Source organism: Flavobacterium phycosphaerae (assembly GCF_010119235.1).
In the GTDB taxonomy this organism is placed as follows: Bacteria; Bacteroidota; Bacteroidia; order Flavobacteriales; family Flavobacteriaceae; genus Flavobacterium; species Flavobacterium phycosphaerae.
In genome coordinates this window covers 49360-73650 of sequence record NZ_JAAATZ010000001.1, presented here as the reverse complement: position 1 = coordinate 73650, position 24291 = coordinate 49360, and the positions used below count along the sequence as shown (strand labels likewise).

Sequence of the window (24291 nt, the reverse complement as noted above, 5' to 3'; positions counted from 1 at the left end):
CAATGACCCCTGCAGCCCACTCGACAAGCCATAAAAAAGGTTCGGTAGAATCCCCGTTACCGACCCAGAATGTCAAAGCCTCCGGTAACGGGGGCTTTTTTTGTTTATATAACTATCGTCCGTCTTCTTTATCGACCACTAATTTATCTTTTCTGTTGGCAATTTCCCAGGCAATGGCAAAACCGTATTGGGTGCGTTTGGTTAAAGCATCAAATTCTATTTTACTCACTTCATCTGAAGCCTTGTGGTAATCGGCATGAGTGCCATTGAATAGAAATACGGATGGGATTCCGTTTTTGGCAAAATTATAATGATCGGAACGGTAATAAAATCGGTTTGGATCTTGTTTGTCGTTGTATTTATAATCCAAGTTAAGATGGATGAAATCTTTGTTTACGCTTTCACAAATGGTGTACAAGTCGGAAGATAAATAATCGGAACCAATTACATACACGTAGTTATTAGAGTCTTTGTGAAAATCATCGCGACGTCCTATCATATCAATATTGACATCGGCAACGGTATTGGCTATTGGAAACAAAGGTTTTTCGGAATAGTAGCGCGAACCGTGTAAACCGTGTTCTTCACCGGTTACGTGCAAAATCAGGATAGAGCGTTTTGGACCATGGCCTTCATTTTTAGCTTTTTGAAAGGCGGCTGCCATTTCCATAATAGCAACAGTCCCGGAACCATCATCATCAGCACCGTTATAGATTTCTCCTTTTTTAATCCCAACATGATCATAATGAGCTGAAATCACAACAATTTCATCCGGTTTTTCAGAGCCTTCTATAAAAGCCCATATGTTTTCCGAATCGGGTAAGTCTTCATTGTATTTTGCATTTAAATAGGCCGCCGGTATGTGTTGGTAATAATCAGAAGCGCCTTTTGGAAAAGCTATGCCGTGACTTTTATAGAAATCAATAATGTAACGACCGGCTTTTTTTTGCCCTTCACTGCCGGTTTGACGTCCTTCCATTTCATCGGAAGCGATTTTGGTTAAATTCGTTCTCAGGCTTTCGATACTAATGGCATCGATATAGTTGGTAACCGATTTGTTTTTGGTAACTGATTTTTGAGAACTACAATTAGTAAAAAGACCCGTAACTAAAAAAAGAGCTATTATTTTGATGCAATTTGATTTCATGGCTAATGTAAATTGATGAAAGTATATATGATAAAGACAAGTAGTAAGATGAAGATTAAAATAGAGTTAATGACTAGCATAGCAATGCTTTTCAGAAACGAGATCACGCGGGTTTCGCCATAAAAACGATGGTGCGCCGGGAAGAAATAATAAAACATCCAAAGATAACCCAAACCAATACCAACATAAGAAATGATAGCCGTAAAGGTATTGTCCACAAAACAATTCATTATTTTATTGAAAAAAAATATCAGTAGTCCGGAGAGTAGTAGAAACGAGAAATAGTGTAAAGTAAAGATACCGTGATCAAAGTAATACCAACGTTTTTTACCATGAAATAGCCATAATACAAAAGCAAATAAAGGCATATAAATAAACAAGGCTTTCGGGAAGTTATGCCAAGCCGCTTCGGCAAATTTCTCCCACATTTCCTGTTTGTCGTATTTGGCTTTTACCTCCAATGATTTTTTGATGATGTTGTATTCAAAATCGGATAGTTTATCATCAGCCGGGCCGTATTTTTGAAGTGAATCCAGTTCTTTGAGATTTTTATAGCCAAAGTTTAAGAAGTTCTCGTTTTGTTGAGCATTGGTTAGGTGCATTTTCTCTTGCATTTTTTCATCCATCTTCATCATATCCGACACTTTTATTTTTTTGGTCGAAATCACACTGTCTTTGAGTACACCATTTTTGTCTTTTACTTGAATTGTCAGCGTTTGATTAGCATGAATTAATTCATTTTCGCCGGTCGGAAAAGCAGCAATTAAGAAGAACGTCACAAAACTGATGAAAATGTACAAACGAACTGGGGCCAAATAGGATAGACGCTTGCCCGAAAGATATTCTTTGGTCAGTGATGCAGGTTTGAAGAACAAGTTTTTGATTGTTTTCCAAAAGGCATTTTCATAATGTGTCAAATCCTCAAAAAAATGGATAAACAGGTGGTGAAACGTTTTTCGAGTATCGGTATTTTCCTGACCGCAATTGGGACAGAATCGGTTTTCTACAACGTATCGGCAGTTTAAGCACGTTTTATCTTGGCGTAGCGGACTTTTGGACATAACTTTGTAATAAAATTCGACCCGTAAATCTATTAAATTTATTTCTATTTTTGGGAAACAAAATATAAAACCATGCAATCTAAAGCCGTTACCCCTCAAGAGTATTTAAACGAATTGCCATCTGACAGGAAAGTTGCCGTGGAAAAACTTCGCGACACCATACTGGAAAATTTGCCCGAAGGATTTCAGGAAGTGATGGGGTATGGTATGCTGGGCTATGTGGTGCCACACAGTATCTACCCTAAAGGCTATCATTGTGACCCGAAATTACCGTTGCCTTTTATAAATGTAGCTTCTCAAAAAAACTTTGTGGCTTTGTACCACATGGGGATTTATGCTAATGCTACTTTGCTGGATTGGTTTGTTTCCGAATATCCAAAGCATAGTAAAGCCAAACTGGATATGGGCAAGAGTTGTATTCGATTTAAAAAAATGGATGATATACCTTATGATTTGATTGCCGAGTTGATTCGGAAAATAACGGTACAGGATTGGATTTCTGGTTATGAAAATGCATTTACAAAAGCTTAATATGATTCAAATAGAAAACAATCAGGACCTGCAGTTTACTGACATTAGAGGCATTGCCAAAGAGGTTTGGCCGATAGCTTATGGAGCTATTTTAAGTGAAGCTCAACTGAATTATATGATGGAAATGATGTATAGTGTTCCATCTTTGCATGAGCAAGTTATGGAGAAAAAACATCGTTTTATTTTGGCCAAAGAAGGCGAAACGGTGTTGGGATTTGCATCATTTGAATTTAATTATGGTAAAAAACCGAAAACCAAAATTCATAAAATTTATATTTTGACTACTGAACAAGGAAAAGGAATTGGCAAACAACTCATTGATTTTATTGCAAATGAGGCTAAAAAACGTCATCAAAAAGAATTGCTTTTAAATGTAAATAAAAACAATAAAGCAATTCGGTTTTATGAAAGCATAGGTTTTACGATTAGTTTTGAAGAAGTCATCAGCATTGGCAATGGCTATGTGATGGATGATTATGTGATGGAGAAATCAATTTAATAACAAACACAATTTATGGCCTTTTTAAAAAAATAAACAACAAAGCCAAAGCAGATGCTAATACAGGTTTTGGCACCAATGCATCAAGTTATGGTGGGCGATTTATCAATAAAAGCGGAAATGCTAATATAAAAAAATCGGGGATAGGCCTTTTTGACAGCATTAGTTGGTACCACACCATGTTGAATATTCCGCGTTGGAAATTCATGGTGATTATTGTTATTTTCTATTTTTTGGTCAATTTTATTTTTGCCAGCATTTATTATGGTATTGGTGTTGAGCATCTGAATGGGGTTGTGGCCACTTCTACTTTAGATAAATTTGGTCAGGCATTTTTCTTTAGCGTTCAAACGTTTACTACAGTGGGGTACGGGCATGTTAGTCCGAGTGGCTTTTTAACCAGTTTTACTGCGGCAGTGGAGGCTTTGTTTGGGTTGCTGAGTTTTGCTATCGCTACCGGTTTGTTTTATGGGAGATTCAGTAAGCCCAAAGCTTTTATTCGATTTTCACAAAATGCATTGATAGCTCCTTATAAAAACGGAACTGGACTAATGCTGAGAATGACACCCTATAAAAATGCCAATCTTACCGATGCTGAAGTTAAAATGACTGTGGGAATGATAGTGGAGGAGGATGGAAAATTGGTCAATAAATTTTACAATTTGGAGTTGGAGTTGGCCAAAATTAATTCATTAACCTTGAGTTGGACCTTGGTGCATCCGATTACGGAAAGCAGTCCGTTGCATGGTTTTAGGAAAGATGATTATGAAAATATCAATGGAGAGATTTTGGTATTCCTAAAGGTTTTTGATGATATGTTCAGTACTACTGTGGCTAAACGAACTTCTTATTCTTTTGCTGAAGTTGTGTTTGGAGCCAAATTTATTCCGATGTATTTTAAAAGTACTGATGAAAACAAAACCGTGTTACACATAGACAAACTAAATGCTTTTGAAAAAGTAACGTTATAAAAAAAGTCCCGATTTCTCGGGACTTTTTTATGGAGTTTATAGGGTTTTATTCTTTTATGAATTTTTGAGAATAATTTTTTTCCTGAGCATCTTTCAACAATAAGATATATGTTCCGGTTGCTAATTTATCAACATTGATTGAAGTGCTATCCAGTTTGGTTTGTAATACTACTTTACCATTCATATCAAATACCTGAGCTTCTTTAAATTCAATAGGATTATTGCTGTTTAAAGTGATGTTAATAGTGTGTTTTGCAGGATTTGGATACAAACTAAAAGCCGTGTTGTTGAATGAATTAACGGCTAAAGTTGATCCTTCCATAACTCTAAGCATTTGGTTTGGCGTAACATTGTTGTAAGTATCAATGATTCCTGAAGGCCATTTTATAACTACTTGGTCAATAGTTGTAGCTTGACCAATTCCGAAATGAGCGTTTAGTGATGCCATATATTTAAAGCCTTGACCACTTCTAACATCTCTGATTTGTTTGCCCCAAGCCCCATAAATTTCAATACGGGCACCAATCCCATTACTGTTACTTTGAATACCTTGTAAAGCAACTTCTAACCATTTATTACCGTTTGGAACAGCATAGCGAATGGTACCTCCGTTTAAAATGTCAAGAAACCCATCATTATTTAAGTCGCCGATAGCACCAACACTAATTCCGGTGTAAGTTGTTGCAGAAAAGGTGCTGTCACCTTGATTGAACATGATTTTATTACCACCACCTAAGACGTCTACAAATCCGTCATTGTCAAAATCATAAGCTACGTTATCAATATTGGTTGATGTATTAGTATCCCAACCTGAGCCAGCTGTAATGTTGCTGAAAGCTTCTTCAGTGTTGTTAGAAGTATCTAAATTATTTCTGAAATATTTATGTAATCCTGTGCTGGCAGTAATAATGATATCCATATCACCATCATTGTCATAATCGGCTATACCTGACGACCATGTTTGAATTGGAGTCACATTAATTTGGGCAATAGCAGAGATATCAGTATATACTCCGTTACCGTCATTTCTATGTAATTCGCATGGAGGTCCTGAACATTTAGAAATGAATACATCGGTATCTCCATCATTATCAAAGTCAGTAAATAAAGTGGAATAATTTCCACCACCGGCACCAATACTCATGGCCCCGGTGTAACGGTAGATTGATAAAATGTCAAATCACCCAATCCATCATTTAAATAGTAGCAGTTTGGTGCAATATCGTGACATGAAAATACATCCAGATTTCCGTCATTATTAAGGTCGGCAAAATTTGTTCTTTGACAGAAGATATAATCTCCGGGAGTAAAATTGCTGTAAGCACTTCCGGTGCTGTTTGAAGTCCAAACGGAAAGGCCTTGACCACTTCCTAGGACAATGTCGTTGAATCCATCTCTGTTATAGTCACCAGCAGCCATACTCCAGCCCGGCATCATACTGGTTCCGGTAATAGGAAAATCGGTATAGGTAAATACGCCTGCTGTACTGCCTTGGTAGTGTACTCTTAAATTATTAGCGCTAACTCCAACAATATCGTCTAAATTATCACCATTCATATCCACAACACAAAGATTATAAGTGCTGTTTATAGTTGGAACTACTTGAGTAGTGAAATTGACAGGAACAATTATTGGTGCTTCTGTTATTTGAAAATCAAAACCTTCTGTACTCCATTTATTATCCCAAGCGATATAGTAGGTGGTTCCGGCACTTACATCAAATGTTTTTTTCGATAAAAATGAATCGGTGTTTCCTGAATTGCATTCTATAACTCCTGAATTATCATCGCTGGTCAAACAAGCTAAAGTACCTGAACAACTTCCTGTATACACACTGAAATTGGTGTCTTTACAAATATTAGCGGCTAAATCTGATGATACGGTAACATGGTAATTATTCGTTGGCACGTATTTGTACCATTTTCCCATTGTTGCTGTTGAACAAGTGGTAGAAATATTAGTACCGTCAATAGCATTTACAGTAGTGATTCCTGCTGAAACCGGTATAGCCGTTGAACAAGGACTTGGGACAAGAGGCGCTTCAATTAACTGAAACTCGAATCCTACAGCACTCCATCTATTGTCCCATGAGATATAGTAGGTAGTACCGGCATAAACATCAAAGGTCTTTTTTGATAAATACGAATTGGTATTAGCGCCTGAATTACAAGCGATGGTTCCTGAATCATCATCATTTGCATAACAAGTAAGCGCCCCGCAGTTACCAGTATACACATTAAAATGGGTGTCTTTACAAATGTTAACCAATAGGTCAGAGGTAAGAGTTACACTGTGATTTTCCGTTGGGGTGTATACATACCATTCGGCTAAGGTTGCAGTTGCACAAGTAGTAGCAATGTTAGTTCCGTCAATAGCATCAACTATTGTAGAACCTGCTGTTATTGGCACTGCCGTAGCACAAGTGTTTTGCCCAAAAGAGGATTGGTATCCCAACCCCAATAGTACCAGGGCAATAATTTTAAAAATACTAAACGAATTTAATATTTGAGATTTGTAATTGTTCTTCATTTTCTTGTTTTGGTTTAGTTATTATTTTATTCGCATGGATGCAACGAGTTTATCCATTGCTCTATTAGTGCAACACCCTCCACATGGATTATTGTTCTTCCGTGAAGTGGCATTCGGTATGATTCATTATCGGTATTTATACGATGATATAGCATTGATCTGGCCGGATTTTCAGGATTAACCACTTTATCTAACGCCGGGTCAAAATCTTGCATATCAGAGGTATTTACACAAACTCCTAAATTTGTAAGTCCGTTAGTGGCATCTCCGGTGTCTTTAAAGTCAAAACGCATTGGTCGGTAGTCACAATGTCTTTCTAATTGATGACAATGAGCACAATTAATGTCCAGATAAGAGCGAGCTCTTAATTCCAGCGATTTTGAAGTGTCATTATAATTTACCGTTGTGTTTTCAGGAGTTGGAAAACTGAAATTGTTTTCTAAATAACCTTGTTCAATCCATTTGGTTAATTGATTTTTGGTTTCTGTTCCGTAATTGTAATCGAAATTCAGGTTTTGCGGTTTTATTCCGATAGGGATTTGTGTAGTTATTTCGGTCGGACCGGACATCTCTTTTTGTTTGTGACAAATCAAGCATTGTACTTGTGAAGGTATTCTGTAATTAGCACTCTTAATCACATCATTTTCGTCTTTCCACGAAATGGCAGTATAACTTCCGTTCAAATCAAAATAAGCTTCTGTTTGTGCATCATTCCAAACATAATCGGCAAATATCCATCCGTCAGCTTTGCGAATCATTACACGGGTTTCGATGATTCTTGTAGTATTGGCAGGCTGCACATTGTCATAATAAAATGTTTTTATTAAAGCAGAACCTACAGGAAGTTCAAAAACCTTACTGTCAGAAACATAAGTTCCTTTTAAGCCGGTAGGCATCCATACAAATCTTTTCTTGTGTGCATAATCCGTAAAAAGTGAGCTTGCCGGAGCGTAAGGAAGTACATTAAGTGATGGAATCTGATTTTTCATTTCCCCAATAAAGAAATGATAGTCTGATAGTTTCGGATAGGGAACTTGAGTTAAATCGGCAGAGACAATAGGAACGGCATTTATAGTAACAAGCGCTTCATTCGAAACATTGTTTTGAGCGTCTTTTACCGTATACGATATTTGTGTCGGATTGCCCGTAAAGGTTGGCAGTGGAGTAAAGGTGATAGTTCCTGTTGCGGCTACTGTCCATGTTCCCTGATTAGGAACTACTAATATATCTAAAGTTCCATTACTATCGGTATCAGATCCTCCTTTGATACTAACCGTTGAAGCTACAACGGTACTTCCGGTAGTATCATTTGCTAAAACCGTTATGGTAATCGGTTCGGTTAAAGTACTTTCAACAGTATCATCAGTAGCTACAGGTAAATTATTAATGGGAACATAGTCGTCATCACTGTCAGAGCAAGCAAAAAATACGCTTAATGTTAGGACTGATACAATTAGTAGGAAGTAATGTTTTTTCATATAATTTTTAAAAATGCAAACCAAAAATAGTAAATATTTTATAATATCCTATTAATTATGCTGTTACTAATAAAGATTGTTGATAAAAAATAAGAATAATGAAAATAAATTCCCAAAACCGCTATAATTATTGAGAATTATCATATCTAGATTTAGACAACTGAAAAGGTAAGCACCCTACTTTTGAATTATTTTCCTCGCTAATTTTAAAATGCTTGTTAACGGCCTGTTAGTTTGACACGATATGTTTTTAGCATTTCAATGGAAGATGCTGATTGGTAATCAAAAACTTCTTCATGCTGATTCCGATCTTTTTTGAGCGAAATCATTTTGATGCAGTTGCAAAAACGCCTGATTTCTTCATCATTAGACAAAATTAAACCGGGCACTTCAATGTTTTGGCCGGTATCATTTTTTGCGACCATCGTAAAATAACTCGAATTGCAATGTTTCACTACACCGGTCTGAATGTTTTCGGCTTCAACCCGAATACCTACAATCATGGAACTTTTACCCACATAGTTAACGCTGGCTTTCATCGTAACCAGTTCACCGACTTCAATCGGATTTAAAAAGTCAACAGTATCTACCGAAGCGGTGACACAATAATGTCCTGAGAATTTAGAAGCACAAGCAAAAGCAATTTGATCCAATAATGACAAGATATAACCGCCATGTATTTTACCACTGAAGTTTGTGTGTGAGGGTAGCATCAACTGCGAAATGGTAATTTGGGATGAGGCTACGGTTTTATAAAAGTCATTCATCTTTTTCGGCTCGGGTTAGGATGTTTTCGGGTAAGGCTTTCTTGGCTTTGGCCCCCATTTTTTTAAGTTTTTCAACACTGTTGACTAAATTTCCTTTTCCATCAACGAGTTTGTTCATGGCGCCTTGGTATTCCACTTTAGCTTCATCCATCTTTTTACCAATTTTAACCAAATCACTCACAAACCCTTCAAATTTGTCATACAAAGCTCCGGCCTGACGAGCAATTTCCAAAGCGTTTTCCTGTTGTTTTTGATTCGTCCACATGCTGTCAATGGTGCGTAAAGTGGCCAGCAATGTTGACGGAGTTACAATCACAATGTTTTTCTCAAAAGCCTTGTTGTACAACGTAGTATCTTCATTCAAGGCCAAAGCAAAAGCGGATTCAATCGGAATAAACAGCAACACAAAATCCGGACTTTCCATTTGGTATAAATCCTGATAGTTCTTCTCGCTAAGTTGGTCTACGTGACGTTTTAAAGCAATCACATGTTCCTTTAAATATTGTGCTTTAGTGTTGTCGTCTTCTTCATTGATGTAGCGTTCGTATGCTGTCAATGTTACCTTTGAATCCACTATCATTTTCTTTCCATCAGGCAAATTGATTACGACATCGGGAAAAACACGATTGCCCACTTCGGTGGTAAAACTTTGCTGTACTTCGTATTCACGGCCTTTCTCCAATCCTGATTTTTCTAATACTCTTTCCAAAATCAATTCGCCCCAATTGCCCTGCATTTTGCTGTCGCCTTTCAGAGCTTTAGTCAGGTTCAAGGTTTCTTTGCTCATCTGCTCGTTCATTTCGCGTAAGCCTAAAATTTGTTGGCGTAAAGCTGCATGATAATCAATGCTTTCTTTGTGAGTATCTTCTACTTTCTTTTCAAAAAGCTGAATTTTATCCTGAAGCGGCGTTAGAATGTTTTTGAGGTTTTCTTTGTTTTGCTCAGTGAATTTGGTCGTTTTTTCTTCTAAGATTTTGTTGGCCAAATTTTCAAATTCTTTGGTGAATTTCTCTTGCAGTTTTTCTACTTCGTCTTTTTGCTCTTTATTGCGTTCCCAAAGATTCTCAAAATCGGTTTCTTTTTTGGAAAGCTGAATGGCTAAAGCTTCTTTTTCAGTACGAATGGCTTCTCGTTCCTGAACCGTTTGATTGACTTGATTTTTAAGTTGGTCAATTTGTTGGAGTAAACCGTTTATTTTTTCTTCCAATGAAGCTTTATCCGACTTTGATTGGGCTGCGAAAAGTGTTTTGCCAATAAAGATACCAATGGTGAGTGAAATTATAAAAGCAATTATTATCATTAGGTTGTCATTCATAGGTAAAAATAATTAAGAGCTTAAATATACACAGATTTGACTCACTTAGAGATTGACTTTTGATTTTTTTTTTTTTAAATTCGTCAACCTTTTTTATTTAGGTACATATAACATTTGATAAATAATTTACACCAATTTTAAACCTTTTCGCTATGATTAAAAAAATTACTTTGCTAATTATTTTGCTAATTTCTTCTCTTTCTTTTGCTCAATTGGGTCCGGTCGGTCATTTGACTATTTTCTCTGAAGACGGAGATAAGTTTACTTTGATTTTAAATGGAGAAGTTATCAATGATATTCCTCAGACAAATTTGAGAGTTGAAGATTTGAATCAACCTTATTATAATGCTAAAATTAAATTTGCAGATCAAACATTGCAAGATGTATCAAAGAACAATTTAATGTTAACCGATGTTGATGGAGTATTTTCGGATGTTACCTATAAAATCAAAAGAGATAAGAATAATAAAACTAAAATGAAGTTAAATTATTATTCATCTATACCGGTTCAACCTAATTTTATTCCGGCTTCAAATGTACATGTCATTCATTATGGTCAACCAACACCACCACCGGTTAATGTTGGTATTTCTCAAACAACCACTACTACTACCACACAAACGAATGGGGTAAATGTGGGTGTGAATGTTGGAGGAGTTTCTATGGGAGTTTCTATTAATGACAATTTAGGAGGTGGCACCGTAAGTCAAACTACTACCACTACCACAACCCATTCGTCTTCAGGACATCATCAAGACCCTGAACCGGTAAGAGGTTGTACTGGAAAGTATAGCATGTCTCTATCCAATTTTAATGCAGCTATGGCTACGATAAAAAAACAAAGTTTTGAAGAGACTCAGTTAAAAACAGCAAAGCAAGTAGTTGCTGCAAATTGTTTAAGCGTAGACCAAATTATGCAAATAGCTAATACTTTCAATTTTGAAGATAATAAATTAGAGTTTGCTAAGTTTGCATATGATTATTGTATAGAACCTAGAAATTATTTTAAATTAAATGGTATTTTTTCTTTTAGCAGTAATGTAGATGCTTTATCTGATTATGTGCAAAGTCGGGAATAAAATAGTTTGAGAATAAAGTAAAGAAGACTGTTCTTATTGGATGGTCTTTTTTTATTTTTACGAGCAAATAAGAGCAATGAATCACCATTTTTTACTCCACAAGCCACACGGTTATTTGAGCCAATTTATTTACGAAAAAAAACGGCATAAGAAGTTGTTGGGCGAATTGTATAATTTCCCCGAAGGAACCATGGCCATCGGTCGGTTAGATGAAGATTCTGAAGGCTTGTTGTTGCTTACTACCGATGGCATGATGAGTGAAATGGTAAGAAGCAAAACTATTGAAAAAGAATATTATGCTCAAGTAGACGGCATTATCACTCATGAAGCGGTGGCCCAAATTCAAAACGGAGTTGAAATTGGTTTCAAAGGCATTCGGTATACCACCAAAAAATGTGTAGCAAAAATCATTACAGAACTTCCGAATTGTATAGGCGAAGGCAGAAGAATTCGCGATGAACGTCACGGTCCCACAAGTTGGGTTTCCATCACAGTAACTGAAGGCAAGTTTCGTCAGGTGCGAAAAATGACCGCGGCGGTTGGATTTCCCACATTACGATTAGTACGAATTCGCGTTGGAACGATACATTTGCAAAATATCAAAGCAGGCGAAGTTATCGAAGTAGAAAGCTTTTTCAATGACCATCAAAATCCTAAATTCCAATTCCTAAATCCTAAATAAAAATGTTGAATATCGTTTTAGTTGAACCTGAAATTCCTAACAACACCGGAAACATTGGCCGTTTGTGCGTAGGTACTCAAAGTCGCTTGCACCTGGTACATCCGTTCGGATTTGAAATTACAGATAAAAATTTAAAGCGTTCCGGTTTGGATTATTGGGTGCATTTAGACGTTACTGAATATCAAAATGTAGCCGAATGGATAGCGCAACTTCCGGATAAATCAAGAGTTTTCTTGATGAGTTCACATGCTATAACATCCATTTATGATGCCGAATTTCAGGATGGTGATTGGTTGGTTTTTGGTAAGGAAAGTGTAGGATTGAGCCAAGAAGTTTTAGACCAATTCGAGAATCATTTAACCATTCCGATGTCGAATTTGATAAGAAGCTATAACATTGCCAATTCTGTGGCGTTTGTTGTGGGCGAAGCGAAAAGGCAGCTTAGTTTGAAATAATAAACTTTCCTTTTTCGCCATCAAAAGTGATGGAAGCCTCTTTGAAAAGAGTATTGAAAATTCCTTTCGAAATCAAATTACAAGGTTGGTCTTGTTCGGTTTTGGTTTCCGTCATCACTATCATCTCATCGCTTAATTGTATAGCCAAATCGATGTCATGTGTTGAAAAAAGTATGCTTTTATTGGTTTCCTGCGACAATTTCTTCAATAATTTATAGACCGAAACTTTATGGAATAAATCCAAATGCGTAGTGGGTTCGTCAAGAATTATTAGCGGAGTATCTTGTGCCAAGGCTCTGGCAATTAATACAATTTGCAATTGCCCGTCGCTGATTTCATGATGCTTTTTAGATAGCAAATGCTCTATGTGTGTCAGTTCAACCGCTTGGGTTATTTTATCATAATCTTCGCCCGAAAGTTTTCCGAGCCAATTAGTATAGGGTTGTCTTCCCAAGGCAATTAATTCGAAAACCGTCAAGTTACTCGGAGGTAATTTTTCGGTCAAGACCAAACTTAAGTTTTGTGCCAATTCCAATGTCTGATAAGCAAAAATGCTCTTGTCATTCAGGGTCACTTTACCGTTTAATGGTTTTTGGATTCCGGTAAGTGTTCGTAATAAAGTAGACTTACCAATTCCGTTAGCTCCAACCAGAGCTATCAGTTGTCCTTCTTCCAATTTCAGGTTGAGGTTTTCAGCAATGACAGTAGGATTGCTTTTGGAATGGTATCCAATGTTCAAAGCAGTAGTTTCGAGTATGATTTTTTTCGAACTCATTATTGAATACTTTTCTTTTTAACAATTAACCAAATCACCACCGGCGCTCCAATGATTGACGTTATAGCATTGATGGGCAGAGTAAAGTCAAAGCCCGGCATTTGTGAAACGGTATCACAAAATAACATGATAATGGAACCTATAAGGAGTGTGCCGAAAAATAATGTTTTATGATGGCTGGTTTGAAATAGTAATTTGGCTAAATGCGGAACGGCTAAGCCAATAAAGGCAATCGGTCCGGCAAAAGCGGTAATGCTTCCGGCCAAAATACTTGTGGCTAAAATGATAACATAACGCGTCTTTTGGATATTCAAGCCCATACTTTTGGCATAATTTTCTCCCAATAATAAAGCGTCTAAAGGCTTTAGTGAAGCCAAGCTTATCAACAAACCTAGAAGAACACATACCCCTAAAATAGTTATGTTTTGCCAGGATAAATTCCCAAGGCTTCCCATCGACCAAAAAGTGTATTTCTGCAATTGTTCCGCCGTACTGAAATAAGTAAACACACTCACCACAGCTCCGGTAAAACTGCTGAACATTAGTCCAACAATTAGAATGGACATAGTATCGCGTAAACGTTGGGAAACCATTAAAATCAATACTAAAACCAATGAGCTGCCAATACACGAAGCTAATATAATGCCGTAAGACGATACTAAAAATTGCGATAAAACGGCAGGCATAAACCCGGCGCCGAGGATAACAAATGCTACGCCCAAACTTGAACCGGAGCTCAGTCCAAGCACATAAGGACCGGCTAGTGGATTTCTGAATAGTGTTTGCATCAACAACCCGCTGATGGAAAGTCCGATACCAACAAGCACCGCCGTGATGGCTTTGGGCAATCTGAAATTTACAATGATATATTCCCAAGTATCTTTGCTGGCCTGACCGCCAAACAAGCTTTTGAGAACCTCTTTTATCGGTATGGCTACTTGACCTTCGGCAACATTTAACAACAAGGCTGCCAGCAATGCCAATGTCAACGCTGTAAAAAGAAAGCTATTTCGGTTTTGGGTTTTCAACTACTTTAATTTTTCAAAAAAGAAAGGTTTGTAACTTGGCAATAATTCGGGATGCAAAATTTTAACGATATCTTTCAATACTATATCAGGTCGATTTGGCGCTAATTCATAGTAGAGAATACCGCCGGTTTTGCCTTTTTTGCCACTAAACGAATAGACATTGTTTGTTTTAAAAGCTTTAAATTGATTATAATGCGGATTCATGTCAGTCATTTCTTTTAACGAAGAAAATTGTCCGGAAGTAATCCAAATATCGGCATTTTGGGCTTTCTCGAAAACGGTCTCAAACGACAATGACAAACTTCCGGTTCCGGTAGTTTCCTGCCATAAATAGTTCGAATTGGCCTCTTTGAGTAACAAACTGCCCCAACTGGTTCCGCGTGGTAAATACCAACGGTCTTCAAACATATCTCCGGCTAAAATGGTTGGTGTTGTAGTTGCTTTTTTGGCAATTTCGATAGTGTTTTTATAGTCTTTTTCAATTTTAGAAAACAATTCGTTGGCTTGTTTTTGTTTGCCGTATAAGGCTCCGAAAAATTTAATCCATTCTGCTTTGCCTAAAGGTGTTTCCTCATTCCAGTCACCATTGAGCATAACTTTTAAACCGCTTTTTTGCAAATTATCCAAAGTCGGATTGTTGTTGTCTATGCCGTAGCCGATGATAATATTCGGTTGTAAATCCAGTAAAACTTCGGTGTTTAAATTTTGATTCATGCCGAGTTCTTTGACTTTTCCGGCTTCAATACGGGTTCTCACTTTTTCGGAAGAAATATAATCAGCATGTGGAAAACCGACAAGTGAATTTACTTCGTTTAACATTTCCAGGGAAGGAATGTGCGTGGTTGAGGTAACTACGATAGTCTTAATCGGGACAGTAATTGTAACATTTTGTTTCAAGCTATCGGGGATGCTTCCCCCTTTTTCTTTGAGAATGTAAGTGTAAGTTTTGGTCGCTTTGGGCCATGGATTTTTGACAGTGACTACAGTATAACCGTGATAGTTTATAAGCGAAAACCCTTTGGCGTAGGCTATTTCATTTTTTGCAGCAATGGCAGTTTCCGATTTCGTTTCGGTTTTGCATTGCACAAAAACCATCGAAATAAAAATGAATAGAATATAGTGACTAAGAATTTTCATCAAATTGTTTTTGCAAAAGTATTGTTTTGTTTTTAATTTATACTTTACATTTGCAGCCGAATTAAGGTTGTGGTTTTAGTTTTTCAAAACCGCATTAAAAGGGAATTTGGTTCAAATCCAAAGCTGTTCCCGCAACTGTAAGCTATTAAGCTTGTTGTTATCTACAACACCACTGTCGTGGAATTTAGGAATTAGGAATTAGGAATTAGGATTTTAAGAATCCTCAATCTATGAATCCTTAATCTCAAATTCAGATGGGAAGGTAAACAACAAGACGCAAGCCAGGAGACCTGCCTAATTCATCAGAGTAACAAACTTTCGGGACAAAAGGTTTGGGTATGGGTAAATTCTATGCTTTTCTCCCAAGATTATTAAATTATTGTTGAATTTAAAAAATGAAAAAATCAGTTAGAGCAATGGCTATTTTGGCCTTGCTGAGTACTTGTGCCTATGCGCAAGAGAAAGATTCTGTCAAAGTGAATGCTTTGGATGAAGTTGTAATTTCGGACACCAAATTTGCACAGCGTAAAGAAAAATCAGGAAAAGTTATTTCGGTTATTTCGGCTGAAGAACTGGAAAAAAAATCAGGACAAAACTTAGCAACAGTATTGTCACAAGTAGCCGGAGTTGAAATTAACGGAAACCAATCAGCTAACGGTAAAAACTTGGGATATTATATCCGCGGAGGTAAGAACCGTCAAATTTTAATATTGATTGACGGGATTCCGGTGACAGATGCTTCGGGGATTAGTTTAGAGTATGATTTGCGTTTGCTTCCGGTAGAACAAATTGAAAAAATTGAAGTGATGAAAGGGGCAGCGAGTACTCTTTATGGTACCGGAGCGGCAACGGGAGTTATCAATATTACATTGAAGAAAGCTTCAAAAAAAACCATTCATGGGAATGCTTATGTAAATATCGGTTCCAACAATACAACGGATAACCATAAATACAACGGGCAGGATTTTAACCAAGGATTTTCGGTGAGCGGCAATACCAACAAAATAAATTACTTCGCAGGGTTAAACAGCACTGAAACCAAAGGCATGTCACAAATTGACGGTAACAATTATGAACCGGATAGTTTTTCTAGACAAAATATTTTGACTAAATTAGGATATAAAGCTACTGAGAAACTAACCTTAGACTTCTTTGGCAATTATGATAAACTGAACAATAATTACGATTTGCCTTTTGATAATACCGGTTTTGAAGATAATAGTCTAAATAAAACAACTTCGGAACAATTTCGTTTTGGATTCGCACCAAAGTTCAAATACAATAAAGGGGAATTCAATCTGAATACCAGTTTTGAAAAAATAAAAAGAGATTATAACGAGTACAATGCTTATACTGCTGCAACGGATTATTCTTTATACCAATCAAGAAGTGTGATTGTTGATGCTTTTAATAAGTACCAATTCAGCAATCAATTCTTTGTTGTCACCGGTGCGAATTTTCAGTTTCACGATATGGCAACTGATACGCCTTATGGTAATTTGGAAAGAGAAAGCACTAAATTTAACATGATTGATCCTTATGTGACTTTTGTTTACAGTTCAAATTTTGGTTTGAATTTTAACGCGGGTGCCCGATTGAACGAGCATAGCGAATATGGTAACCATTTGGTATACAACTTCAATCCGTCGTTTCACTTTATGACAAATTTTCCGTTGAAAGTGTTGGCTTCTTACAGCACGGCTTATATCACGCCAAGTTTGTACCAATTGTATTCGGAATATGGGAATACCGAATTAACGCCGGAAGAAAACAGAACAGTTGAAGCCGGTTTTGAAACCGAATTGTTCAACAAAAAATTGAAGTTGAACGCCGTAGGTTTTTATCGTGATGAAAAAAATTCGTTTGGATTTTTCTTTGACAACATAACCTTTGATTCCTATTATATCAATCTTGATGGCAGCAACAGAGCCAAAGGAGTAGAAACCGAGCTCTCATGGGATATTACTACTAAAGTGAGAGTAAACGGAAATTATACTTTTACCCAAGTTGACGAAGCCTTGAATCGATTGATTCCGAAACACAAAGTAAATGCCGGTTTAGATTTTCAACCGACAACCCGAAGCTTTTTCAATGTGAGTTACCAATATTTTGATGCGCGCAATGATGCCTTTTTTGACGGGAATACATTTATGACACAAAATGTCAAATTAGATTCATATCAATTGCTGAATGCAATGGCTAAATACGAATTAATCAAAAGCCGATTGACCATTTTTGGTTCGGTAACCAACATTTTTAACGAAGAGTTTGTAGAGAATATCGGGTATTCCACCCGAGGCAGAAATTTCAAGATGGGGGTAACTATCATTTTGTAATTGTGGTGAAAAGGCTAATCGAAAGATTAGCCTTTTTTATTAATAGTTACATTGGTTCAAAAGATTTTTTCTGATTATTTATTTTCCAAATACATTGCTGTTCTTAATGGGTTGATGGCTTTAGCATCAGTAAAATCACGTTGAATTAATATTGGTGATTGAGGAATTAGTTTGCCGTTAGCCATTATTTTACTGATGGCAGCGCTAAGCAAAGGTTCATCAGTATTGCCTAAAACACCAAGATTACTTATTTTTTCTACTATAGGAGTATTGGGTTCAATGCCTAAAGAATATTCGCCAAAATCATTTTTATTGACTACTTTGGAAACTATGGGTTGCATAGCATATTTATGACTGGGATTTACATTAGCTTTCCCAAATGTCGGAGAGTCGTATAACGTTATAGAAGCTACATTTTTGCCGGTAGTTATATCTCCGATTTGAATTACATTAACATAAGGTTTTAAACAGTTAATGACTAGTTCGCTGGCTGAAGCGGTGCCTTTTGAAGTTAAAACATATACCTTGCTGAGGTTTAAACTATTTAGATTTCCGGCAAAATTATAGATTGATGTTCCAGAAAAAGCTTCTACTTTGGCATTCCATTTCAGTTTAGCAAATAATTGTCCGGAGAATTGCCCCGTTATCATACTGGCTAATTTGGTAGCACTTGTCACTGCACCTCCTGAATTGTATCTTAAATCTAAGACCAAATCGGTTACATTTTGAGCAACAAAACTGCCAAATGCAGCATTCAATTCAGTGTCATAACTTGGATAAAAACCATTGTACATCAGGTAGCCAATGTTGTGTGTCCCTTGATTAATTACTTTACTCAGAAGAACAGGATTCTCAGAAAGGTTGGTTTTGGTTAAGGTTATTGATTTTCCGTTAGGCGTAATGGTAACAAAACCGGTGCTGTCAATACTATAATCGGCTAAGTTGACAACGTAAGCTTCATTAGTTCCAAATAGAAGATTCCTATAAGTGGCATCTGTTAATGGAATTCCGTCAATGGCATAAAAAACATCACCACGTTGAATATCTTTGGTAGCCGCATCTGAGCCGGGAATGATATATCTTACCCAACCAAATACATCGGTGGTTGCATTAACATGCTTTAAACCAAAATCCATTCCGTTATTGAGAGTAGTTCCTGAGAGCGTCCCTTCAAGTACAGTATAGTCGCTATATATAACACTGAATCTATCAGTAACATTATCGGTACGAAGATGGTTGAATAAATCAACAGGACTAGCAAAAGAATCTAAAAAATCAAAGTATTGCGATTCATTATCATCTTTGGTGTCAACTAAATCCGGGACATCGGCTTGCCATAGGTAATATAAATTCATGCCTTTCCAAACAAAATCATTTACTTGTAAATTAGACGGAACCGGATGGTCATCCATATCTTCACAAGCTAAAGGAAAGGCAAGTAAGAACAACAGTAGCAACAGTTTTACAAAATTTTTCATAGCAGTAATTTTATTTAATATAACGTAAATTTACTAAGTTTAGTATGAATTAAAACATATTGTTGTAACAAATAAAAGTATCTTTCGTCTGGACTTTATAACCACCAACCAAAGTGTAGTTTAAATGAATCAAAAAGAGTTTATGCAATTGGTCAATCCGTTTAAGGATAAACTTTTCCGAATGGCAAAGCGATTACTCGTGAGCACGGAAGAGGCCGAAGATGCTACTCAAGAAGTTTTGGTAAAGTTGTGGAATAAGAACGAAACATTGGATGAATATAAAAGTATTGAAGCAGTAGCGATGACAATGACCAAGAATTATTGTTTGGATCAACTGAAATCAAAACGAGCGAGTAACATGAAAATTGTTCACAATAATTTCACCGATAGAGAAGCCAGCTTACAACAAAAAGTAGAAGACAAAGACACTTGGGATTGGGTAGCCAAAATAATGAATGATTTACCTGAGCAACAAAAACTGATTGTTCAAATGCGTGATATTGAAGAAATGGAGTTTGAAGAAATCAGCAAGATTTTAGAAATGAATGAGTCGGCAATTCGCACGGCACTTTCAAGAGCAAGAAAAACTATAAGAGAAACCATGATAAAAACACATCATTATGGCATTGGATAGAATAGAAATATTAGTAGAAAAATACTTTGAAGCACAAACCAGTATAGCTGAAGAGAAAGAGTTGAAAGACTATTTTACTTCTCCCGATGTTGCGCAGCATTTGGAACAATACAAACCTATATTTGGTTATGCAACTCAAGCAAAACAAGAACAGTTTACCGCGACGATTCCATTAAATACTAATAAGCACAAAAGCGTAGTTTGGTTATCTGTTGCAGCGTCTGTTGCAGTTTTATTGAGCGTGAGTTTATTTACATACAATCATTATAACCAACCTAAACCACAAGCCTTAGGCACTATTAATGATCCCGAAGTAGCCTTCAGAGAAACACAAAAAGCGTTGGCGATGATTTCTGAACATGTAAATAAAGGCATAGGAAGTATGAGTTATTTAAATGAATACGAACAATCAAAAAACAAAATTTTTAAATAAAAAAATCACTAGAAATCATGAGAAAATTAATTTTAAGTATAGTATTGGTATTAACGGCTAACACTTTTTTTGCTCAATCTGTTTTTGACAAATTTGACGGTCAGGAAGATATAACGGCTGTCATTGTCAATAAAAAAATGTTTGCCTTATTAAGTAAAATGGATGTAAAAGACAAGGAAACCCAACAATATGTCAATCTGATTAAAAAATTGGATAACCTGAAAGTATTTGTTACTTCTAACGATAAAAAAGGAGATGAAATGAAATCGGTATCCGATAAATATATTAAATCATCTGCCCTTGAAGAATTAATGCGCGTTAACGAAAAAGGGAAAAGCGTAAAAATTTATGTAAAATCAGGTGCTACTGATTCGCAAATTAAAGAACTTTTAATGTTTGTTGAAGGTGGAGGTAAAGAAGAATCAGTATTAATGTCATTAACCGGAAACTTTGATTTGGATGAGCTTTCAGTGTTGACAGATAAAATGAAATTGCCTGGAGGCGATGATTTAAAAAATGCTTCAAAAGGTTCAAAAGGGTCTAAAGGTTCTAAATAAATAAAATATGAAACTCTCTGTTTTAACTGCCGCATTGCTCTCTCTCTTTTTGTTAAGTTGCAATAGCGAGCCTTCTCTTCAAAAGTATTTTGTTGATAATGCTGAAAAGAAAGATTTTATTGCTTTAGACGTTTCGTCAAGTATTTTGAATGCTGATAAAGCCAAACTCACCGCCGAACAAAAAACAGCATTAGCATCTTTTGATAAGATGAATATCATTGCTTTCAAATCGGATAAAAACAATCAGGCATTATATGAAGAGGAAAGCCAAAAAGTCACTCATATTTTAAAAGGAAAAACCTATCAGGAGCTAATGAAAATTGGTTCCGGGAAAGACGGAGCTTCCATAAGTTATATAGGTGATGAAAATGATATAGATGAGTTTGTGTTGTTTGCCAAAAAGAAAGAAAACGGTTTTGCTGTGGTTCGTATTTTAGGCAATGATATGAATCCTAATAATATCATCAATATGCTATCCATTTTGAAAAGCTCCAATATTGATATGGAACAATTGAAGCCATTACAAGGATTTGTAAAATAATTGATTAGGTTAGTTAGAAAAAAGTCCCGAATTACTCGGGACTTTTTTATTTTTTAAAGTATTTAAACGGAACAATTAACATACCAAAACATTCGCCATCTTCTTTTCCTATATGCTTGTGATGCATTTTATGTGCCCTTCTAACGGCCTTTGCGTAACGGTTGTTAGCATTACGGAATAATTTAAAACGCTGATGAATAAAAATGTCATGAACGGTAAAATACGCCAAACCATAAGCAAAAATGCCAAGTCCGATAGCTAAACCTATTTGGAGTATATTATTTTGCCACAACAAAAAGAAACCAATACTTATTACGGCATAAAAAATAAAGAAAGCATCATTGCGCTCAAACCATGAATCGTGGTCTTTTTTGTGATGATCAGCATGCAAATGCCATAAGAAACCGTGCATTACGTATTTGTGACTGAACCATGCCATGAATTCCATGATGCAAAAAGTAAGGATAAAAACTATGATATGGATGTACATGATGGTTATATTAAATTCAAACGATAATTAACATAGCATTTGGCTAATAAACCAAATTTTTCATAATCAGGAACTCGGATTCGGGTATTTTTTATTTCCATAGAAGGTGTCTTTTTTAATTTGGATAAAAGTTTTTTGTAGTACACATAAGCAGTATAGACACCAAATTTAGCTTCCAAAGGGAGTTTTACAATACCCTGAAAACCGGCTTCAAAATCAGCTTCAATTTCTTTGATAATGGCATTTTTTGAGCATTCATCCAAACGGGATAAATCGGCATTGGGGAAATAACTTCGATTTAAGTCTTCAAAATCGGCTTTTAAATCACGAAGAAAATTAACTTTTTGAAAGGCAGAACCTAATCGCATGGCAGCTTGTTCTAATTCATCAAACTTTTTTGTGTCTCCGTTTACAAAAACTTTGAGACACATTAATCCTACTACATCTGCCGAGCCATAAATATAATCTTGATATTCGGCAAACGAATGGTAATTTGTTTTATGTAAATCCAATCGCATACTTTTCATGAAGGCGTCTATCATAGTTTGTGGAATATGGTATTTATGAACGGTATGCTGAAAAGAGTTTAAGATCGGATTTAAACTGATTTTGTTTTCCAAAGCGCTTGCTAAATCTTTTTCAAACATTTCAAATAAAGCTTCTTTATTATAGTCGTGAAAGGTATCTACAATTTCATCGGCAAAGCGAACAAATCCATAAATATTGTAAATATCCTGACGAATGCTTGGGGCCAGCATTTTTACAGCTGCCGAGAAAGAGGTGCTGTATGATTTAGTCACATTTCGGCTGCATTCAAACGATACGGTGTCAAAAATTGATTTCATAAAAACAATGAGTTATAGATTTTTTGCAATGAGTTCAGCTACTAGTTTTCCTGATATTAATGCTGGTGGGACACCGGGTCCGGGAACAGTTAATTGTCCGGTAAAATAGAGATTAGAAACTTTTTTACTTTTCAATTTTGGTCTTAAGAAAGCGGTTTGCAACAAGGTATTGGCTAACCCATAGGCATTCCCTTTGTATGAATTGTACTCTTTAATAAAATCGTTTACACAAAAGGATTCTTTAAAGATAATTGATTCTCGTACTGATTGCTGAGTCAGTTTTTCAAATCGGGTAATTATTTTTTCAAAATATTCTTCTCTAACTTCCGGTATGTCCTCTAAACCCGGTGCTAACGGTATTAAAAATATTCCAGCCTCTTTACCATCAGGTGCGGAATTTTTATCCGTTTTTGATGGAAAACTGGCGTAAAACAATGGTTCGTCGGGCCATTCCGGGTTATCATAAATGGCTTTGGCATGTTCATCAAAATCAACATCAAAAAACAAAGTATGATGTTCTACATGTTCAATTTTTTTGTCAAAACCAACATAGAAAAGGAGGGAAGAAGGAGCAAATGTTCTATTCTCCCAGTATCTTTCTTTATAGCCTCGGTACTTTTCGTCTAGTAAACTCTCGCTGTGATGGTAATCGGCACCGCTTACAATGATATCACCTTTTATAGTTTCTCCATTCACAGTAAGACTGGTAACTATGCCATTGTCAACATTAATTTTTTCGATATTGGCCTCGGTAATTATAGTCACACCAAGTTCTTTGGCTAATTTTTCCATGGCCAAAATAACACTATACATACCGTTTTTTGGATGCCAAGTCCCTAAACCAAAATCTGCAAAATTCATAAAGCTATAAAAGGAAGGTGTATCCGAAGGTTTAGCTCCCAAGAAAAGTACGGGGAATTCCAGGATTTGGATTAGTTTGCTATTGGTAAAGCGTTTGCGAATGTCTTTGGAGATGTTGCCAAAAAATTGATTTACTTTTTTAGCGGTTTCCAAAGTGACTAATTCTAAAGGGGAAACTCCCGGGCGATAAACCAAATCTTTGATGGCAATATCATAGTTACCTTGAGCTTCTTTCATAAAAGCAGCCAGTTTTTGACCACTTCCTTTTTCAATGGTTTCAAAAGCAATAATGATTTCGGGAAGGTTATCGGCTATGGTTACAAAATCATTGATGCCAAAATAAACCTGATAAGCAGGCGACAGTTTTATAAGTTCATAATAATCGGATGGTTTTTTACCAAAATCAGCGAAGAAGCGTTCAAAAACATCGGGCATCCAATACCACGTTGGACCAATGTCAAAAGTAAAACCGTCTTTTTTGAGCTGACGTGCTCTTCCGCCTATGGTAGCATTTTTTTCATAAATAGTGACTTCATGCCCTTGTTGTGCCAGATAGCAAGCAGCAGCTAATGAAGAAAATCCGGAACCTATTATTTTGATTTGTTTTTTCATATTGTTTAACAAAAATACAAAAAAGTTAAACAATAAAAAATGTTTTTCGC

25 protein-coding genes and 1 riboswitch are annotated in these 24291 nt (G+C 36.2%); of the genes, 11 read left to right on the top strand and 14 right to left on the bottom strand.

All coding sequences use genetic code 11. The features are described 5' to 3' along the window. Window positions 1-112 precede the first annotated feature (112 nt). On the bottom strand, window positions 113-1147 hold the full coding sequence (locus GUU89_RS00305) for a M28 family peptidase (RefSeq protein WP_162126084.1): 1035 nt from the start codon (window positions 1145-1147) through the stop codon (window positions 113-115). 2 nt (window positions 1148-1149) lie between these two features. Next, window positions 1150-2208 carry a DUF3667 domain-containing protein gene (locus GUU89_RS00300; RefSeq protein ID WP_162126083.1) on the bottom strand — a complete coding sequence of 353 codons (1059 nt, stop codon included), beginning with the start codon at window positions 2206-2208 and terminating at the stop codon, window positions 1150-1152. Window positions 2209-2280: 72 nt separating this feature from the next. On the opposite strand from GUU89_RS00300, the gene GUU89_RS00295 reads away from it, so the two are divergent. Genes GUU89_RS00295 through GUU89_RS00285 form a run of 3 tightly spaced genes read left to right on the top strand, consistent with a single transcriptional unit; the run spans window position 2281 to window position 4209 of the window. Beyond that, window positions 2281-2739 (top strand): DUF1801 domain-containing protein, encoded by a 459-nt coding sequence (locus tag GUU89_RS00295; protein ID WP_162126082.1) that lies wholly within the window; start codon window positions 2281-2283, stop codon window positions 2737-2739. Between the two features lies 1 nt (window position 2740). Further along, window positions 2741-3238 carry a GNAT family N-acetyltransferase gene (locus tag GUU89_RS00290; protein ID WP_162126081.1) on the top strand — a complete coding sequence of 166 codons (498 nt, stop codon included), beginning with the start codon at window positions 2741-2743 and terminating at the stop codon, window positions 3236-3238. Between the two features lie 11 nt (window positions 3239-3249). Beyond that, window positions 3250-4209, top strand: a complete 960-nt coding sequence (locus tag GUU89_RS00285; RefSeq protein WP_162128589.1) for an ion channel — start codon at window positions 3250-3252, stop codon at window positions 4207-4209. A 46-nt stretch (window positions 4210-4255) separates the two neighbouring features. Here the strand turns inward: GUU89_RS00285 and GUU89_RS00280 are convergent, their stop codons facing one another. The 5 genes from GUU89_RS00280 to rmuC all read right to left on the bottom strand — a co-directional run bounded on the left by GUU89_RS00280 (window position 4256) and on the right by rmuC (window position 10298). Next, entirely contained in the window at window positions 4256-5353 is a 1098-nt protein-coding gene (locus GUU89_RS00280) for a CRTAC1 family protein (RefSeq protein WP_162126080.1), read from the bottom strand. Next, entirely contained in the window at window positions 5350-6738 is a 1389-nt protein-coding gene (locus tag GUU89_RS00275; RefSeq protein WP_162126079.1) for an FG-GAP repeat domain-containing protein, read from the bottom strand. The genes GUU89_RS00280 and GUU89_RS00275 overlap by 4 nt, the downstream gene beginning before the upstream one ends. Window positions 6739-6764: 26 nt before the next feature. Then, on the bottom strand, window positions 6765-8216 hold the full coding sequence (locus GUU89_RS00270) for an Ig-like domain-containing protein (protein ID WP_162126078.1): 1452 nt from the start codon (window positions 8214-8216) through the stop codon (window positions 6765-6767). A 218-nt stretch (window positions 8217-8434) separates the two neighbouring features. After that, on the bottom strand, window positions 8435-8983 hold the full coding sequence (locus GUU89_RS00265; RefSeq protein WP_162126077.1) for an acyl-CoA thioesterase: 549 nt from the start codon (window positions 8981-8983) through the stop codon (window positions 8435-8437). Next, the gene (rmuC, locus tag GUU89_RS00260; protein ID WP_162126076.1) at window positions 8976-10298 is read right to left on the bottom strand and encodes a DNA recombination protein RmuC; all 1323 of its coding nucleotides are present in this window, start codon (window positions 10296-10298) and stop codon (window positions 8976-8978) included. The genes GUU89_RS00265 and rmuC overlap by 8 nt, the downstream gene beginning before the upstream one ends. Before the next feature lie 152 nt (window positions 10299-10450). Between rmuC and GUU89_RS00255 the strand changes: the two genes are divergently transcribed. From GUU89_RS00255 to GUU89_RS00245, 3 genes are all read left to right on the top strand, one after another. Continuing rightward, a complete protein-coding gene (locus tag GUU89_RS00255; protein WP_162126075.1) occupies window positions 10451-11377 on the top strand; it encodes a DUF4476 domain-containing protein in 927 nt (308 codons plus the stop codon). A 76-nt stretch (window positions 11378-11453) separates the two neighbouring features. Beyond that, complete coding sequence (locus tag GUU89_RS00250) at window positions 11454-12059, top strand: pseudouridine synthase (RefSeq protein ID WP_162126074.1); 606 nt, start codon at window positions 11454-11456, stop codon at window positions 12057-12059. Window positions 12060-12061: 2 nt separating this feature from the next. Continuing rightward, window positions 12062-12514 (top strand): tRNA (cytidine(34)-2'-O)-methyltransferase, encoded by a 453-nt coding sequence (locus GUU89_RS00245; protein WP_162126073.1) that lies wholly within the window; start codon window positions 12062-12064, stop codon window positions 12512-12514. Here GUU89_RS00245 and GUU89_RS00240 read toward each other — a convergent pair. From GUU89_RS00240 to GUU89_RS00230, 3 genes are read right to left on the bottom strand one after another with little or no spacing between them, the layout of a single operon-like run. Then, complete coding sequence (locus tag GUU89_RS00240; RefSeq protein ID WP_162126072.1) at window positions 12501-13289, bottom strand: ABC transporter ATP-binding protein; 789 nt, start codon at window positions 13287-13289, stop codon at window positions 12501-12503. The genes GUU89_RS00245 and GUU89_RS00240 overlap by 14 nt on opposite strands. After that, on the bottom strand, window positions 13289-14317 hold the full coding sequence (locus tag GUU89_RS00235) for an iron ABC transporter permease (RefSeq protein ID WP_162126071.1): 1029 nt from the start codon (window positions 14315-14317) through the stop codon (window positions 13289-13291). Before GUU89_RS00235 ends, GUU89_RS00240 begins: the two co-directional genes overlap by 1 nt. Further along, on the bottom strand, window positions 14318-15454 hold the full coding sequence (locus GUU89_RS00230; protein ID WP_162126070.1) for an ABC transporter substrate-binding protein: 1137 nt from the start codon (window positions 15452-15454) through the stop codon (window positions 14318-14320). 46 nt (window positions 15455-15500) lie between these two features. Next, a riboswitch (cobalamin riboswitch) is annotated at window positions 15501-15766 on the top strand. 83 nt (window positions 15767-15849) lie between these two features. Between GUU89_RS00230 and GUU89_RS00225 the strand changes: the two genes are divergently transcribed. Then, on the top strand, window positions 15850-17790 hold the full coding sequence (locus tag GUU89_RS00225) for a TonB-dependent receptor plug domain-containing protein (protein WP_235921907.1): 1941 nt from the start codon (window positions 15850-15852) through the stop codon (window positions 17788-17790). 74 nt (window positions 17791-17864) lie between these two features. Here GUU89_RS00225 and GUU89_RS00220 read toward each other — a convergent pair whose 3' ends face one another. Beyond that, a complete protein-coding gene (locus tag GUU89_RS00220) occupies window positions 17865-19268 on the bottom strand; it encodes a S41 family peptidase (protein ID WP_162126069.1) in 1404 nt (467 codons plus the stop codon). A 124-nt stretch (window positions 19269-19392) separates the two neighbouring features. Between GUU89_RS00220 and GUU89_RS00215 the strand changes: the two genes are divergently transcribed. Genes GUU89_RS00215 through GUU89_RS00200 form a run of 4 tightly spaced genes read left to right on the top strand, consistent with a single transcriptional unit; the run spans window position 19393 to window position 21433 of the window. Further along, window positions 19393-19902: an RNA polymerase sigma factor gene (locus tag GUU89_RS00215; RefSeq protein WP_162126068.1), complete on the top strand. Its 510-nt coding sequence runs from the start codon at window positions 19393-19395 to the stop codon at window positions 19900-19902. Beyond that, window positions 19889-20335 carry a hypothetical protein gene (locus GUU89_RS00210; RefSeq protein ID WP_162126067.1) on the top strand — a complete coding sequence of 149 codons (447 nt, stop codon included), beginning with the start codon at window positions 19889-19891 and terminating at the stop codon, window positions 20333-20335. Before GUU89_RS00215 ends, GUU89_RS00210 begins: the two co-directional genes overlap by 14 nt. Window positions 20336-20352: 17 nt before the next feature. Then, window positions 20353-20892 (top strand): DUF4252 domain-containing protein, encoded by a 540-nt coding sequence (locus GUU89_RS00205; RefSeq protein ID WP_162126066.1) that lies wholly within the window; start codon window positions 20353-20355, stop codon window positions 20890-20892. Window positions 20893-20899: 7 nt separating this feature from the next. Continuing rightward, window positions 20900-21433 carry a DUF4252 domain-containing protein gene (locus GUU89_RS00200; RefSeq protein ID WP_162126065.1) on the top strand — a complete coding sequence of 178 codons (534 nt, stop codon included), beginning with the start codon at window positions 20900-20902 and terminating at the stop codon, window positions 21431-21433. 46 nt (window positions 21434-21479) lie between these two features. On the opposite strand, the gene GUU89_RS00195 is transcribed toward GUU89_RS00200, so the two are convergent. From GUU89_RS00195 to GUU89_RS00185, 3 genes are read right to left on the bottom strand one after another with little or no spacing between them, the layout of a single operon-like run. Continuing rightward, window positions 21480-21923 (bottom strand): sterol desaturase family protein, encoded by a 444-nt coding sequence (locus tag GUU89_RS00195; RefSeq protein WP_162126064.1) that lies wholly within the window; start codon window positions 21921-21923, stop codon window positions 21480-21482. A 5-nt stretch (window positions 21924-21928) separates the two neighbouring features. Continuing rightward, window positions 21929-22768 (bottom strand): phytoene/squalene synthase family protein, encoded by an 840-nt coding sequence (locus GUU89_RS00190; protein ID WP_162126063.1) that lies wholly within the window; start codon window positions 22766-22768, stop codon window positions 21929-21931. A 12-nt stretch (window positions 22769-22780) separates the two neighbouring features. Beyond that, a complete protein-coding gene (locus GUU89_RS00185; RefSeq protein ID WP_162126062.1) occupies window positions 22781-24241 on the bottom strand; it encodes a phytoene desaturase family protein in 1461 nt (486 codons plus the stop codon). Window positions 24242-24291 lie beyond the last annotated feature (50 nt).